Annotated in this window: 14 protein-coding genes; 2 read left to right on the top strand and 12 right to left on the bottom strand. The window is 70.5% G+C overall.

Translation table 11 applies throughout. The features are described from left to right. The first annotated feature begins 43 nt into the window (after positions 1 to 43). Positions 44 to 331 carry a hypothetical protein gene (locus tag RT282_RS10895; RefSeq protein ID WP_312759152.1) on the top strand — a complete coding sequence of 96 codons (288 nt, stop codon included), beginning with the start codon at positions 44 to 46 and terminating at the stop codon, positions 329 to 331. Between the two features lie 27 nt (positions 332 to 358). Here the strand turns inward: RT282_RS10895 and RT282_RS10890 are convergent, their stop codons facing one another. The 5 genes from RT282_RS10890 to RT282_RS10870 all read right to left on the bottom strand — a co-directional run bounded on the left by RT282_RS10890 (position 359) and on the right by RT282_RS10870 (position 3,196). Further along, positions 359 to 1,447 carry a tartrate dehydrogenase gene (locus RT282_RS10890; RefSeq protein ID WP_313313891.1) on the bottom strand — a complete coding sequence of 363 codons (1,089 nt, stop codon included), beginning with the start codon at positions 1,445 to 1,447 and terminating at the stop codon, positions 359 to 361. A 127-nt stretch (positions 1,448 to 1,574) separates the two neighbouring features. Further along, positions 1,575 to 2,021 (bottom strand): GatB/YqeY domain-containing protein, encoded by a 447-nt coding sequence (locus RT282_RS10885; protein ID WP_313313889.1) that lies wholly within the window; start codon positions 2,019 to 2,021, stop codon positions 1,575 to 1,577. 97 nt (positions 2,022 to 2,118) lie between these two features. Continuing rightward, on the bottom strand, positions 2,119 to 2,331 hold the full coding sequence (gene rpsU, locus RT282_RS10880; RefSeq protein ID WP_007833691.1) for a 30S ribosomal protein S21: 213 nt from the start codon (positions 2,329 to 2,331) through the stop codon (positions 2,119 to 2,121). A gap of 176 nt (positions 2,332 to 2,507) precedes the next feature. Further along, the gene (locus RT282_RS10875) at positions 2,508 to 2,864 is read right to left on the bottom strand and encodes an antibiotic biosynthesis monooxygenase (RefSeq protein WP_313313886.1); all 357 of its coding nucleotides are present in this window, start codon (positions 2,862 to 2,864) and stop codon (positions 2,508 to 2,510) included. Next, positions 2,861 to 3,196, bottom strand: a complete 336-nt coding sequence (locus RT282_RS10870) for an NIPSNAP family protein (RefSeq protein WP_313313884.1) — start codon at positions 3,194 to 3,196, stop codon at positions 2,861 to 2,863. Before RT282_RS10870 ends, RT282_RS10875 begins: the two co-directional genes overlap by 4 nt. 112 nt (positions 3,197 to 3,308) lie before the next feature. Here RT282_RS10870 and RT282_RS10865 point away from each other — a divergent pair, with 112 nt between their 5' ends. Further along, entirely contained in the window at positions 3,309 to 4,031 is a 723-nt protein-coding gene (locus RT282_RS10865) for a winged helix-turn-helix domain-containing protein (RefSeq protein WP_313313881.1), read from the top strand. Between the two features lie 25 nt (positions 4,032 to 4,056). Here the strand turns inward: RT282_RS10865 and RT282_RS10860 are convergent, their stop codons facing one another. The 7 genes from RT282_RS10860 to nirB form a co-directional block, all read right to left on the bottom strand. Continuing rightward, the gene (locus tag RT282_RS10860; RefSeq protein WP_313313879.1) at positions 4,057 to 5,331 is read right to left on the bottom strand and encodes an NAD(P)/FAD-dependent oxidoreductase; all 1,275 of its coding nucleotides are present in this window, start codon (positions 5,329 to 5,331) and stop codon (positions 4,057 to 4,059) included. A 44-nt stretch (positions 5,332 to 5,375) separates the two neighbouring features. Next, on the bottom strand, positions 5,376 to 6,557 hold the full coding sequence (locus RT282_RS10855) for an ABC transporter substrate-binding protein (RefSeq protein WP_313313877.1): 1,182 nt from the start codon (positions 6,555 to 6,557) through the stop codon (positions 5,376 to 5,378). Positions 6,558 to 6,691: 134 nt separating this feature from the next. Continuing rightward, the gene (gene cobA, locus RT282_RS10850) at positions 6,692 to 7,510 is read right to left on the bottom strand and encodes a uroporphyrinogen-III C-methyltransferase (RefSeq protein WP_313313875.1); all 819 of its coding nucleotides are present in this window, start codon (positions 7,508 to 7,510) and stop codon (positions 6,692 to 6,694) included. Next, entirely contained in the window at positions 7,507 to 8,436 is a 930-nt protein-coding gene (gene ybiB, locus RT282_RS10845) for a DNA-binding protein YbiB (protein WP_312302732.1), read from the bottom strand. Before ybiB ends, cobA begins: the two co-directional genes overlap by 4 nt. A gap of 96 nt (positions 8,437 to 8,532) precedes the next feature. After that, the gene (locus RT282_RS10840; protein WP_312302729.1) at positions 8,533 to 9,345 is read right to left on the bottom strand and encodes a formate/nitrite transporter family protein; all 813 of its coding nucleotides are present in this window, start codon (positions 9,343 to 9,345) and stop codon (positions 8,533 to 8,535) included. A 59-nt stretch (positions 9,346 to 9,404) separates the two neighbouring features. Further along, positions 9,405 to 9,836: a nitrite reductase small subunit NirD gene (gene nirD / locus RT282_RS10835; RefSeq protein ID WP_312302727.1), complete on the bottom strand. Its 432-nt coding sequence runs from the start codon at positions 9,834 to 9,836 to the stop codon at positions 9,405 to 9,407. Between the two features lie 75 nt (positions 9,837 to 9,911). After that, positions 9,912 to 12,338 carry a nitrite reductase large subunit NirB gene (gene nirB, locus RT282_RS10830; RefSeq protein ID WP_313314055.1) on the bottom strand — a complete coding sequence of 809 codons (2,427 nt, stop codon included), beginning with the start codon at positions 12,336 to 12,338 and terminating at the stop codon, positions 9,912 to 9,914. Between the last annotated feature and the right edge of the window lie 222 nt (positions 12,339 to 12,560).

Genomic DNA, 12,560 nt, shown 5'->3' with positions numbered 1-12,560 from the left:
ATTCGCGGTGCTAGGCTTTGATCCATCGCAAGGAGGCTCTCGAATGCTGATGCAACGGATGATGTGGATCGCCTGGCCCGCCTTTTTGATGGCGGGCGTGATGGAGATGGTCGTGTTCGCGTTCGTCGATCCGGGGACACTGTACTGGTTCGACCAGCCGTTGCAGGTGTCGCGCGAAGGCATCTACACGCTGGCCTTCTTCGCCTTCTGGGCCATCATCATGGCCTCCAGCGCGCTCACCACGCTACTGGCGCTCTCGCCCTTCGAGATGAACCGCTGCCCGGTGCCCACGGACGAGCGGCCCCTCGACTGCGCCAAATACTCCCTCTGACGCGTCCGCCGGCGCCGCCGCGCCCGCTCAGCCCCGGCTGATGGCGGCGGCCACCGCCTGGCCCACCTCGGCGGTGCTGGCGCTGCCGCCCAGGTCGGGCGTGCGCGGGCCGCTGCGGATCACCTCTTCGATGGCCGCCACGATGGCGTCGTGCGCGGCGCGCCCGGCCCCTTCGCCCCGGGTCAGGAAGTCCAGCATCAGCGCGCCTGACCAGATCATGGCAATCGGGTTGGCGATGCCCTTGCCGTAGATGTCCGGCGCCGAGCCGTGCACCGGCTCGAACAGGCTCGGAAAGTTGCGCTGCGGGTTCAGATTGGCCGAAGGCGCCAGACCGATGGTGCCCGTGGTGGCCGGCCCGAGGTCGGACAGGATGTCGCCGAACAGGTTGGTGGCCGCCACCACGTCGAAGCGCCCGGGCTGCAGCACGAAGCGCGCGGCCAGGATGTCGATGTGCTGCTTGTCCAGCGCCACGCCCGGGTACTGACGCGCCACCTCGTCGGCGCGCGCATCCCACCAGGGCATGCTGATGGCGATGCCGTTGCTCTTGGTGGCCAGGGTCACGTGCTTGCGCGGGCGACTGGCGGCCAGATCAAAGGCGAACTTGAGCAGCCGTTCGGCGCCGTGGCGCGAATAGACTGATTCCTGGATGACGATCTCGCGGTCCGTGCCTTCGTACATCACGCCGCCCAGCGACGTGTATTCGCCCTCGGTGTTCTCGCGCACCACCACGTAGTCGATGTCACCGGGCTTGCGGCCGGCCAGCGGGCAGGGCACGCCCTCGAACAGGCGCACGGGGCGCAGGTTGATGTACTGATCGAATTCGCGGCGGAACTTCAGCAGCGAGCCCCACAGCGAAACGTGGTCCGGCACCGTGGCCGGCCAGCCCACGGCGCCGAAGAAGAGGGCGTCCATGCCGGACAGCTGCGCCTTCCAGTCGTCGGGCATCATTTTTCCGTGCTGGGCGTAGTAGTCGCAGTGCGCCCAGTCGAAGGTGTGCAGCTCCAGCGCGATGCCGAAGCGCTCGGCGGCGGCCTGCACGGCCCGCAGGCCTTCGGGCATGACCTCGCGGCCGATGCCGTCGCCGGCGAGTACTGCGATCTGGAAGGGCTGTGGCATGGGTTTGTCTCCTGGGTCGTTTGCTATGGATAGATGAGCTACCAGCGCTTGTTTCATAAGCGTTTCAGGTTCGAAACGATCTGAAGTCGTTGCCTGAAAAGCGCCAGCAGCTATGAATAAGAGAGCGTCAGCGGGCCAGCGCGGCCTTCACCGCGGCCGACACCAGGCCCATGTCGGCCTTGCCCGCCAGGCGCGCCTTGACCGCGCCCATGACCTTGCCCATGTCGCCGGGCCCGGCGGCGCCCAGCTCGGCCACGATGGCCTGAACGGCCTGCTGCACCTCGGCCTCAGACATGCGCTCGGGCAGGTAGGCGGCCAGCACGGCCAGCTCGGCCTTTTCCTTGTCGGCCAAGTCCTGGCGACCCGCGCCTTCAAAGGCGGTGATGGAATCCTTGCGCTGCTTGATGAGCTTGTCGACGATGGCGACGACGGCCGCGTCGTCCAGCACGATGCGCTCGTCCACTTCCTTTTGCTTCATCGCCGCCTGCAGCAGGCGGATGGTGCCCAGGCGCTCGCTGTCCTTGGCGCGCATGGCGGTCTTCATGTCTTCGGTGATCTGGTCCTTGAGGCTCATGTCTGTGGCTTTCGGTAAAAAACAAAAAACCCGCGCTCGGCGTCCCTAGCGCGGGTTTTGTGGGCGATTCCTGTGAAGGACGGCGCCGAAGCGGTGCTTAGTACAGCTTCTTGGGCAGCTGCATGCTGCGCACGCGCTTGTAGTGGCGCTTGACGGCGGCGGCCTTCTTGCGCTTGCGCTCGGCGGTGGGCTTCTCGTAGAACTCGCGGGCGCGCAGGTCGGTCAGCAGGCCCAGCTTTTCGATGGTGCGCTTGAAGCGGCGCAGGGCCACGTCAAAGGGTTCGTTCTCTTTTACACGGATGGTGGTCATTAGCTAATGTGTCCAAAATTTTGCCGTCAGAGGGCGGCCGGGAAGATCGGGCCCGGCAGCCTTGCACGGCGGGTGTGCCCGTCTCTAACTAGTATTGGCCGACGGGCGTTTGCCAGCAAAGCCCGAAATTATAGCGTTTCCCGTGTGGGAGAGAGCAGGCGGCCGCCGCGCTGTTGCTAGCCCGCTCCCGCCGCGTGGGCCGTGCGCGAATCGGCCGGCGCCTCGTCGCGCTCGCGCAGGCCGTAGTCGCGCAGCACGGCCGCCACGCGCAGGCGGTAGCCGGCGAACACGCTCGCGCGGCCTGCGGCCTGGGCCGCGCGGTGCTCGGGCAGCGTGCGCCAGCGCGCTACGGCCGCTTCGTCGCGCCAGAAGCTCAGCGACAGCAGCTTGCCCGGTGTGGACAGGCTCTCGAAGCGCTCCACGGAGAGGAAGCCGTCGATGGCCTCCAGCTGCGCGCGCAGATCGGCGGCCGTGTCCAGGTAGGTCTGGAGCCGACCGGCGGCGGGCTGCACCTCGAAGATGACGGCGATCATGGCTGCAGGGCGGCGCGGGCGAAAGTGCCGTCCACCACCTCGGTGAAGGTGCGCTGCTCGCGCACGATGAAACGCTGCTGCTGCGCCCGCTCGAAGTTGGCGCGGCCTTCGGGGTCGCTGCGCAGGCGGGCGCGGTAGGCCTCGTAGGCGGCCAAGCTGTCGAAGGCGATCAGGCCCCAGGCCTCGTAGTTCGTGCCCTCGCTGGGCAGGAAGTAGCCGACCAGGTGGCCGCCGCAGCGCGGAATGATGCGGCCCCAGGCCTGGGCATAGGCGCGGAAAGCCTCGCGCTGGAACGGGTCGATCTCGTAGCGGATGAAGCAGGTGACGGTCATGGCGGTCGGGCTCCGGTGGTGGTTGATGCCCGCCATGGTGCGCGGCGCCGGGCGGCCGATGCTTCGCTCGGGAGCGAAGCGTGCGCGCCGCGGCCTGCGGCACACTGGCGCCATGAACACCAACCGGCTCGCCCACGTCGCCGCCCTGGTGGGCGAGCCGGCCCGCACCGCCATGTTGCTGGCCCTGATGGACGGGCGGGCGCTGACCGCGCGCGAGCTGGCCGAGGCGGCGCGCGTGTCGCCCGCCACGGCCAGCCGGCACCTGGGTCTGCTGGTGGAGGCGCAGCTGCTGGCGCTGGAGCGTCAGGGCCGCCATCGCTACCACCGCCTGGCCTCGCCCGAGGTGGCGCGCATGCTCGAAGGCCTGATGCAGCTGGCCACCCCGGCCTCCGGGGCGCACCGCGCCGTGGTGACGGGCCCGCGCGACGCCGCGCTGCGCACCGCGCGCACGTGCTACGACCACCTGGCGGGGCGCCTGGGCGTGGCGATTGCCGCTCACCTGCTGCACGAGGGCGCCATCGCCTTCGACGGCGAGGACGGCGGACGCGTCACCGGGCGCGCCGCGGCGCTGCTGCAGCCGCTGGGGCTGGCGCTGCCCGAGCTGCCCGCGGCGCGGCGCCCGGCCTGCCGCCCGTGCCTGGACTGGAGCGAGCGGCGCCCGCACCTGGCCGGCCGCCTGGGCACGCTGCTGTGCGCACACTGCCTGGACAGCGGCTGGCTGCGCCGCCTGCCGGGCTCGCGCGCGCTGCAGATCACGCCGCCGGGCGCGCGGGTGCTGCGCGATTGGCTGGGCCTGGCGCGCTGGCAGGACGTGGTGGAGGCGGGCGCGGCCTGAAGCCGGCCAGGGTGGCGCGGTGCGCTCAGCCAGCCGGCAGCGCCTGCGCGCAGGCGTGCGCGCTGGCCCAGGCCCACTGGAAGTTGTAGCCACCCAGCCAGCCCGTCACATCCACCACCTCGCCGATGAAGTACAGCCCGGGCTGGGACTTGGCCTCCAGGGTGTGCTGCGACAGGGCGCGCGTGTCCACGCCGCCCAGCGTCACCTCGGCCTTCTTGTAGCCCTCGGTGCCGCTGGGCGTCAGCTCCCAGCGCGCCAGCTGCTCGGCCAGGCGGGCCAGGGCCTTGTCGGCGGCCTCGTTCACGGGGCGCTGCCAGTCGGCGCTGCGACCGGCCCAGGCGTCGGCCAGGCGGGCGGGCACCAGGGCGGCCAGCTCGTTGGCGATGAGCTTGCGCGACGAGCGCGCCTTGGCCTGCGCCAGCGCCTGGTGCATGTCGGTGCCCGGCGCCAGGTTGATGGCCAGCGGCGTGCCGGGCCGCCAGTAGCTGGAGATCTGCAGCACCGCCGGGCCGGACAGGCCGCGGTGGGTGAACAGCAGATCCTCGTGGAAGCTGGTGCGCGACTTCTTGCTGCCGGTGCTGATCTCCACCGGCAGCGCCAGGCCGGCCAGCTGGGCGTAGGGCGCCCAGGCTTCGCCGTCGAAGGTCAGCGGCACCAGGCCGGGGCGACGTTCCACCAGCGGCAGGCCGAACTGCTGCGCCAGCCGGTAGCCAAAATCCGTCGCGCCGATCTTGGGGATGGACAGTCCGCCCGTGGCGACGACCAGGCTGCGCGCCTCCACGCGTCCCCGGTCGGTATCGATTTGATAGCTTCCAGCGCTTGCCCCGCCTGGGCTGGAGGCCGAAAAGACTATATTTTTCACGCCGCAGGGCTGCCAACGCTGCACGCCGCCATCGGCGCATTCGGCCAGCAGCATGGCGATCAGGTCCTCGGCCGAGCGGTCGCAAAACAGCTGGCCCTTGTGCTTTTCATGGAAAGCGATGCCGTGGCGCTGGACCAGCGCGATGAAGTGCGCCGGCGTGTAGCGTGACAGGGCGGAGCGGGCGAACTGCGGATTGCCACCCACGAAGTGGCGCTGCGGCGCGTGCAGGTCCAGGTCGCGGTTGGTGAAGTTGCAGCGCCCGCCGCCGGAGATGCGGATCTTCTCGGCCACGCGCGGCGCGTGGTCGATCAACAGCACCTTCAGGCCGCGCTGGCCCGCCTGCGCGGCGCAAAACAGGCCGGCGGCACCGGCGCCGACGATGACGGCATCAAAGCTGGAGGAGGAAGAGGGCACGGACAGGGCGGAGCGGGAGGGCAAAGCCGGCGATTCTCCCCCAGCCGCCGCGCGTGCCGGGCCGGCGGCTAGCGCAGGTACTGTCCGCCGGGGCCGATCACGGCGATGTCCACGAAGCTGGAGCCGTGGTGGTTCTGCGCGCTGAACTGGTAGGCGTGCCCGCCCAGGTCCAGCCGGCCCAGGCCCTCCATGGCCTGCACCAGGCTGGGGCCGGTCACGCCGGGGCCGGCGGCGCGCAGGCCTTCGGCGAGCACGCGCATATCCAGGTAGCCGACATAGCGGTCGTAGCTCGGCTCCAGCCCGCGGCGCTTCATGGACGCCTGGAACTCGCGCGTGACGGCCAGACTGGTGCGCAGCGGCGAAGGTGTGGCGCGCGCCACGGCCAGGCCCCGGGCGTCGTCGCCCAACGCCTTGATGACCTGCTCGCCCGCGCCCAGCGACAGCGTGTACACCGGTACGCCCATCTGCGCGCGGTGGGCGCGCACGTAGGCCACCACGGACGGCCCGGCCGCCACCATGATCACGGCCTGGGGCTTCAGCGCATGCAGGGCGCGGGCGGCGGCGGCCGCATCGCTGCCGCTGCTGTCCATGGGCTGGCTGCCCACCAGCGTGGCCCCCTCGGCGGCGGCTGCCTGCTCCACCAGGGGCAGGGCGAGCTTGCCGAAGTCGTTGTTCTCGAAGGCCACGCCGATGCGTGTGCTCTGCACGGCCACCAGGTTGCGCACGATTTTGGTCAGCTCGTCGGCGTAGCTGACGCTGGTGGTGAACAGCCAGGGGCTGCCGGCCGCGCGCACCGCCGGGCTGCCGGTGTAGACACTCACCAGCGGCACGCGGGCCTGGGCCAGGTAGGGCAGCAGCGTCAGCACCTGCGAGGTGCCGGCCTGGCCGAACAGGGCAACCACGCCCTCGCTTTCGATCAGCGAGCGGGCGTTGGCCAGGGTGCGCTGGGGGTTGAAGCCGTCGTCCAGCGTCACCAGGCGCACCTTGCGCCCGGCCACGCCACCGCGCTCGTTCAGGTCGGCCAGGGCCGCCTCCTGCCCTTCATGGATGGGCGCCAGAAAAGGCGCCAGCGGACCCGACAGGGCGGTGGAGCGGCCGATGCGGATTTCGCCCTTGCCCGCCGGCGTGCCCTGCGCGCGGGCCAGCGGCGGCAGCGCCAGGGCCACGGCGCCGGCAGCAAGGCCGCGCAGCGCCCGGCGGCGACTGGGCAGGGAGGGGGCAGGGCGGCGCGGGCGAATGAAAAGGGTCACGCGGTCTTCCTCGAGCGGTCGTGGTGGAGGGCGGGTGCGGCCGGCATTGTTTCTGCGATGACCCCGCGCGTGCTGAGGACTAACCCGGCAATCGTGCCGCGCGCGTGACAGTGCAGGCGCGCGTCGCGCCCTTTTCAGCGCGACATCTGCGCCTGGTCAAGCGGGGCGTCCGCCCGCATGGCGCCGCCGCCTTCCCCCAGCGCGGCCACGCCGCGCACCACGTCGCCGACCACGATGACCGAGGGGCTGCCGAGCTGCTCACGCTGCACCGTGGCGTGCAGCTGGCCCAGGGTGGTCAGCGCGTGGCGCTGCTGCGGCAGGCTGACGTGCTGGATCACCACCGCCGGGGTGTGTGCCGGCAGCGCGGCCAACAGGCCGGCCTGGATGTGGGCGCAGCCGGCCATGCCCATGTAGATGACCAGGGTCAGGTGCGCGTCGCGCGCCGTGGCAGCCAGCAGCGGCCAGTCCGTGGCGCCGCTGCCCGGCTGCTGGTGGCCGGTGATGAAGAGCACGCCCTGGGCATGCGCGCGGTGCGTCAGCGGCGCGCCCAGCGCCGTCATGCCGGCCAGGCCAGCGGTGATGCCGCTCACCACCATGGGCTCGATGCCGGCCGCGCGCAGCATCTCCACCTCCTCGCCGCCGCGTCCGAAGATGAAGGGGTCGCCCCCCTTCAGGCGCACCACCGTCTCGCCCGCCAGCACCTCGGCGACCATGAGCCTTTCGATGAAGGCCTGGGGCGTGCTGCGGCAGCCCCCGCGCTTGCCCACGCGCACGATGCGCGCCTGCGGCGAGGCCAGGGCCACGATGGCGTCGCTGACCAGGTCGTCCACCAGCAGCACCGTGGCGGCAGCGATGGCACGGGCGGCCTTGACGGTCAGCAGCTCCGGATCGCCCGGGCCGGCGCCGACCAGGGTGCAGCTGCCTTGTTTTGGCGTGGTGGGGGTCGCGGTCATGCCGTGGTCTCCTGAGAAATATCGTGCGCCAGCCGCGCGATGTGCCGCACCTGCTCGGCGATGGCCGGCGGCACCGGCAGTTCGCCGGCCACCACGGCGCGGGTGTAGCGCGCGGTGCTGGCCACGTCGATGGCCTCGGGCAGGCCGGGCACGGTGGCGGCGGTGCCGGGCTGCTGCTCGGCCAGCAGACGGTGCCGGCCGGCCACGAAGCCGTCGTAGCGCGGCTGGCGGCGCGGGTCGGCGACCACCTCGCCCTCCAGCCCGCGCGACAGCAGCAGGTGCATGGCGCGCTGCTGCGCCACGGCGCTGCTGAGCTCGAAGTACTCGGCATGGGTGTAGCTGGACACCACCAGCGCCGGACCGTCGCACGGTGCCAGCAGCTTGACCACGCTGTGCGCCGGCGTGCGCAGGCCGATCTCCTGGCGCACCGCCAGCAGGCGGGCCAGGCCCGGGTGCAGCGCGGCGGTGGGCACGTGCGCGACCGTGCCTGGCGCCACGTTGTCGATGGCTGCGAGCGCAGGCGTGCCCAGCGCCTCCAGCACGTCGGCTGCCAGCACGCGGCGCTCCTCGGTGCGCATGCCGTGCAGCAGCACCGGCAGTCCCTCGCGCGCCAGCAGCAGCGCCAGCAGCGGCGTGAGCACCGGCAGCCGGCGCGCGCCGTTGTAGCTGGGCAGCACGATGAGCGGCAGGCCGCCACCTGCGGCAGGCACGCGGGCGATGCGGGCTTGCGCGGCATCGAGAAAGCCGCACATCTCCTGGGCCGTCTCGCCCTTGACGCGCATGGCCACGCAGAAGGCGCCCACCTGCAGGTCGCTCGCGCGCCCGTCCAGCAGCTGGCCGAACAGATCGGCCGCCTGCGCGTGGTCCAGCGCGCGGGCACCACGGGCGCCGCGCCCGATCTCCTTGATGTAGTGGCTGATGGCCATGCTGCGGTCGATGCTGATAGGGCGAAAGCGGGAATTTTCGGGCAGGTCTTATGCCTAGCAGGAATGGGCTTATCCGGCCCCGCGAAGGGCAGGGTCTCAGCCGGGCAGGCGCTGCGGCGCAGTGCGCAGGTGCGTGGTGTAGAGCGTCAGGCCGGTGAAGGCCAGGCCGCCCAGCAGGTTGCCCAGAACCACCGGGATCTCGTTCCACAAAAGATAGTCCAGCACCGAGAAGTTGCCGCCCATCATCAGCCCCGACGGAAACAGGAACATGTTCACCACCGAGTGCTCGAAGCCCATGGCGAAGAACAGCATGATGGGCATCCACATGGCGATGACCTTGCCGCCGACGGTGGTGGAGATCATCGCGCCGACCACGCCGGTGGAGACCATCCAGTTGCACAGCACGCCGCGCATGAAGATGGTCAGCCAGCCCATCAGCCCGTACTGCGCGTAGCCCAGCGTGCGCGCCTCGCCGATGTGCCCGATCTTTTCCCCGATCTCGCCCGGGGGCACGGAAAAGCCGAAGGTGAAGATGAAGGCCATCATGAAGGCCACGGTGAGCGCGCCCAGGAAGTTGCCGGCAAACACCAGCGCCCAGTTGCGCCCGATGGCGCGCCAGGTGGCACCGGGGCGCCGGTCCAGCCATGCCAGTGGGGTGAGCATGAACACGCCCGTGAGCAGATCGAAGCCCAGCAGGTAGAGCATGCACACGCCCACCGGGAACAGGATGGCGCCCACCAGCGCCGAGCCGCTCATGACGCTGGCCGTCACGGCGAACACCGCCGCCAGCGCCAGGATGGCGCCGGCCATGAAGGCGCGGATCAGCGTGTCGCGCGTGGACATGTGGATCTTGGCTTCGCCGGTGTCCACCATCTTGGTGACGAACTCGGCAGGGGAGAGATAGGCCATGGCGGGCGCTCCTGGTTGCGTGGAAGAAAGCGAAAGAAGGCGGTGCGTGCGGCGCCGGCTCAGGCCGACAGGGTGGGCGCGCCGGCGCCCGCCGCGGTCAGCGCCGCCGCCGCGGTGGCGCGCAACGCCGGGCCGGCGCGCTCTCGCCTGGGCTCCAGGGCGTGGTGCGCCAGCTCCTGCGCATCCAGGTGCACGGCGCCGTCCTCGTCGGTGCGCACGCGAAAGCACGGCGTGCTGCCCTCGTCGGGCGCCTGGGCCTGGCCGTCGGCCAGGCCGATGGTCCAGCCGTGCAGCGGGCAGGCCACGGCCGTGCCGAACACCAGGCCCTGCGACAGGGGGCCGCCCCGGTACGGGCTCCAGTCCAGCAGGGCGTAGATGCGGTCCTCCGCGGTGCGAAACAGCGCTACCTCCAGCCCCAGCGGCCGGGCCACGCGGCGCGCGCCCTGGCGGGGGATGTCCTCGATCCGGCAGATGTAGGTCCAGTGCGTCATTGCTATGCTTTCAGTAGCTGCCAGCGCTTGGTGGGTATGCGCTGGAGGCGTTTTTGATTGAAAGAAATCCGGCCTTCAGGCCACGGCGATGGGGATGAACTGGCGCGCGTCCACCTGGGCCTGCTCGCCTTCGAACCAGGGGTCGGGCTCGCCATCGAGCGCGAATTGCAGGCGCTGCCACAGCGCCTGGCGGTGCGCCGCGTCCTGCAGCACCTGGCGCTTGACGTGCTCCAGGCCCACGCGTGCCACGTAGTGCGTGGTGCGCTCCAGGTACCAGCCTTCCTCGCGGTACAGCTGCAGGAAGGCGCCGGCGACCTCCAGCACCTCTTGCGCGGTCTTGACCTTGGTGAAGAAGTGCGCCACCTCGGTCTTGATGCCCCCGTTGCCGGCGATGTGGATCTCCCAGCCCGAGTCCACGCCGATCACGCCCACGTCCTTGATGCCGCTTTCCGCGCAGTTGCGCGGGCAGCCGCTGACGGCCAGCTTGACCTTGTGCGGCGCGTACATGCGCCACAGCGCGCGCTCCAGGTCGCGGCCCAGCTGGCTGCTGTCCTGCGTGCCGAAGCGGCACCACTCGCTGCCCACGCAGGTCTTCACCGTGCGCAGGCCCTTGGCGTAGGCGTGGCCGCTGGGCATGCCGATGTCGCGCCACACGGCCTGCAGGTCCTCCTTCTTCACGCCCAGCAGGTCGATGCGCTGGCCGCCCGTGACCTTCACGGCCGGGATGCGGTACTTGTCCACCACGTCCGCGATGCGGCGCAGCTCGGCCGCGCTGGTCTCGCCGCCCCACATGCGCGGCACCACGCTGTAGCTGCCGTCCTTTTGGATGTTGGCGTGGCTGCGCTCGTTGATGGCGCGGCTTTGCGGGTCGTCCCGCGCCTCTTTGGGCCAGGTGCTGATCAGGTAGTAGTTGATGGCCGGGCGGCAGGTGGGGCAGCCGTCGGGGGTGCTCCATTCGAGAAAGGCGAAGACCTCTTCCTTGCTCAGCAGCCGGTGCGTGCGGATGGCTCCCCTCACGGCCTGGTGCCCGTGCTGCGTGCAGTTGCACAGCGGCTGCGCGGCGGGTGTGGTCGAGTGGTCGCCACCCACCGTGGCCACCAGGATCTGCTGCACCAGCCCGGTGCACGAGCCGCAGCTGGCGCTGGCCTTGGTGTGCCGACGCACCTCCTGCAGCGTGAACAGGCCCTTGTCGCGGATGGCCCGGCAGATCGTGCCCTTGGTCACGCCGTTGCAGCCGCAGATCTCGGCGTCGTCCGGCAGGCTGGCGGCGTGGCTCTGACCGGCGTGGCCGCCCTCGCCGATGTTGCTTTGGCCAAAGAGCAGCGCGTTGCGGATGTCGCCCACCGGCCTGCCTTCACACAGCAGCCGGAAGTACCAGCCGCCATCCACCGCGTTGCCATACAGGCAGGCGCCCACCAGCTTGCCGTCCTTGAGCACCAGCTTCTTGTACAGACCGCTGCCGGGGTCGCTCAGCACCAGGCTCTCCGTGCCCTCGCCGCCCTGGAAGTCGCCGGCGGAAAACAGATCGATGCCCGTCACCTTGAGCTTGGTGGAGGTCTGCGATCCCGTGTAGCGGCCGATGCCCAGCTCCGCCAGATGGTTGGCCGCCACCCGCCCCTGCTCGAACAGCGGCGCCACCAGGCCATAGGCCACGCCCCGGTGGGCCACGCACTCGCCCACAGCGTAGATGCGCGCGTCGGTGGTGGTCTGCAGCGTGTCGTTCACGACGATGCCGCGGTCCACGTGCAGGCGCATGCGCTCGGCCAGCTGCGTGTTGGGGCGAATGCCCACGCACATGACCACCAGCTCGGCGGGCACCTCGCTGCCGTCTTCGAAGCGCACGGCGCACACGCGGCCGGCACCGTCGTCCAGCAGCGCCTGGGTGCGCGCCTGCATCAAAAAGCGCATGCCGCGCGCGGCCAGGCTGGCCTGCAGCATGCGGCCGGCCGTGGCATCGAGCTGGCGCTCCATCAGCCACTCGCCGGCATGCACCACGGTGACCTGCATGCCGCGCCGCATCAGGCCGTTGGCCGCCTCCAGCCCGAGCAGGCCGCCGCCGATGACCACGGCGTGCCGCTGGTGTGCGGCGGCGTCGATCATGGCCTGCGTGTCGGCGATGTCGCGGTACGCCAGCACGCCGTCCAGCTGCGCCCCCGGGATGGGCAGCATGAAGGGCACGGAGCCGGTGGCCAGCACCAGGCGGTCGTAGGGCGCGCTGATGGTCTGTCCGTTGGCGCGGGTGGCCTGTACCAGGCGGCGCTGCCGGTCCACGTGTGTCACGGTGCAGCCGGCATGCAGGGTGATGCCGTGCTGCTCGTACCAATCCCAGTCGTTGAGCACGATCTCGGGCAGCTGCTGCTCGCCCGCCAGCACCGGCGACAGCAGGATGCGGTTGTAGTTGGGGTGCGGCTCGGCACCGAAGATGGTGATGTCGTACAGATCGGGAGCGACCTTGAGCAGCTCCTCGATCGTGCGCACCCCCGCCATGCCGTTGCCCACCATGACCAGCCGGTTTCTTTTCACCTTGCATCTCCCAGGGGCGTAGCCCCATGTCGCGGATCGGGCCGGCGCCTGCCGCGCCGGTTGCCAACCTGTTATTGCAACGGCTGTGCCAGCGCGGAAAATTCAAGGCAAAAAGGGCTGCAGCGCTTGTACAGCAAGCGCGAGCAGCTATGAAAAATATAGTGAGGTCGGCAGTGCATGGTGCACTGCAATGGTGCACAC

Origin of the sequence: Pulveribacter sp. (genome assembly GCF_032079985.1) — a bacterium.
Classification (GTDB): Bacteria; Pseudomonadota; Gammaproteobacteria; order Burkholderiales; family Burkholderiaceae_C; genus Melaminivora.
Note: the sequence above shows the minus strand (reverse complement) of the source record. Positions and strands in the feature narration are given on the sequence as shown.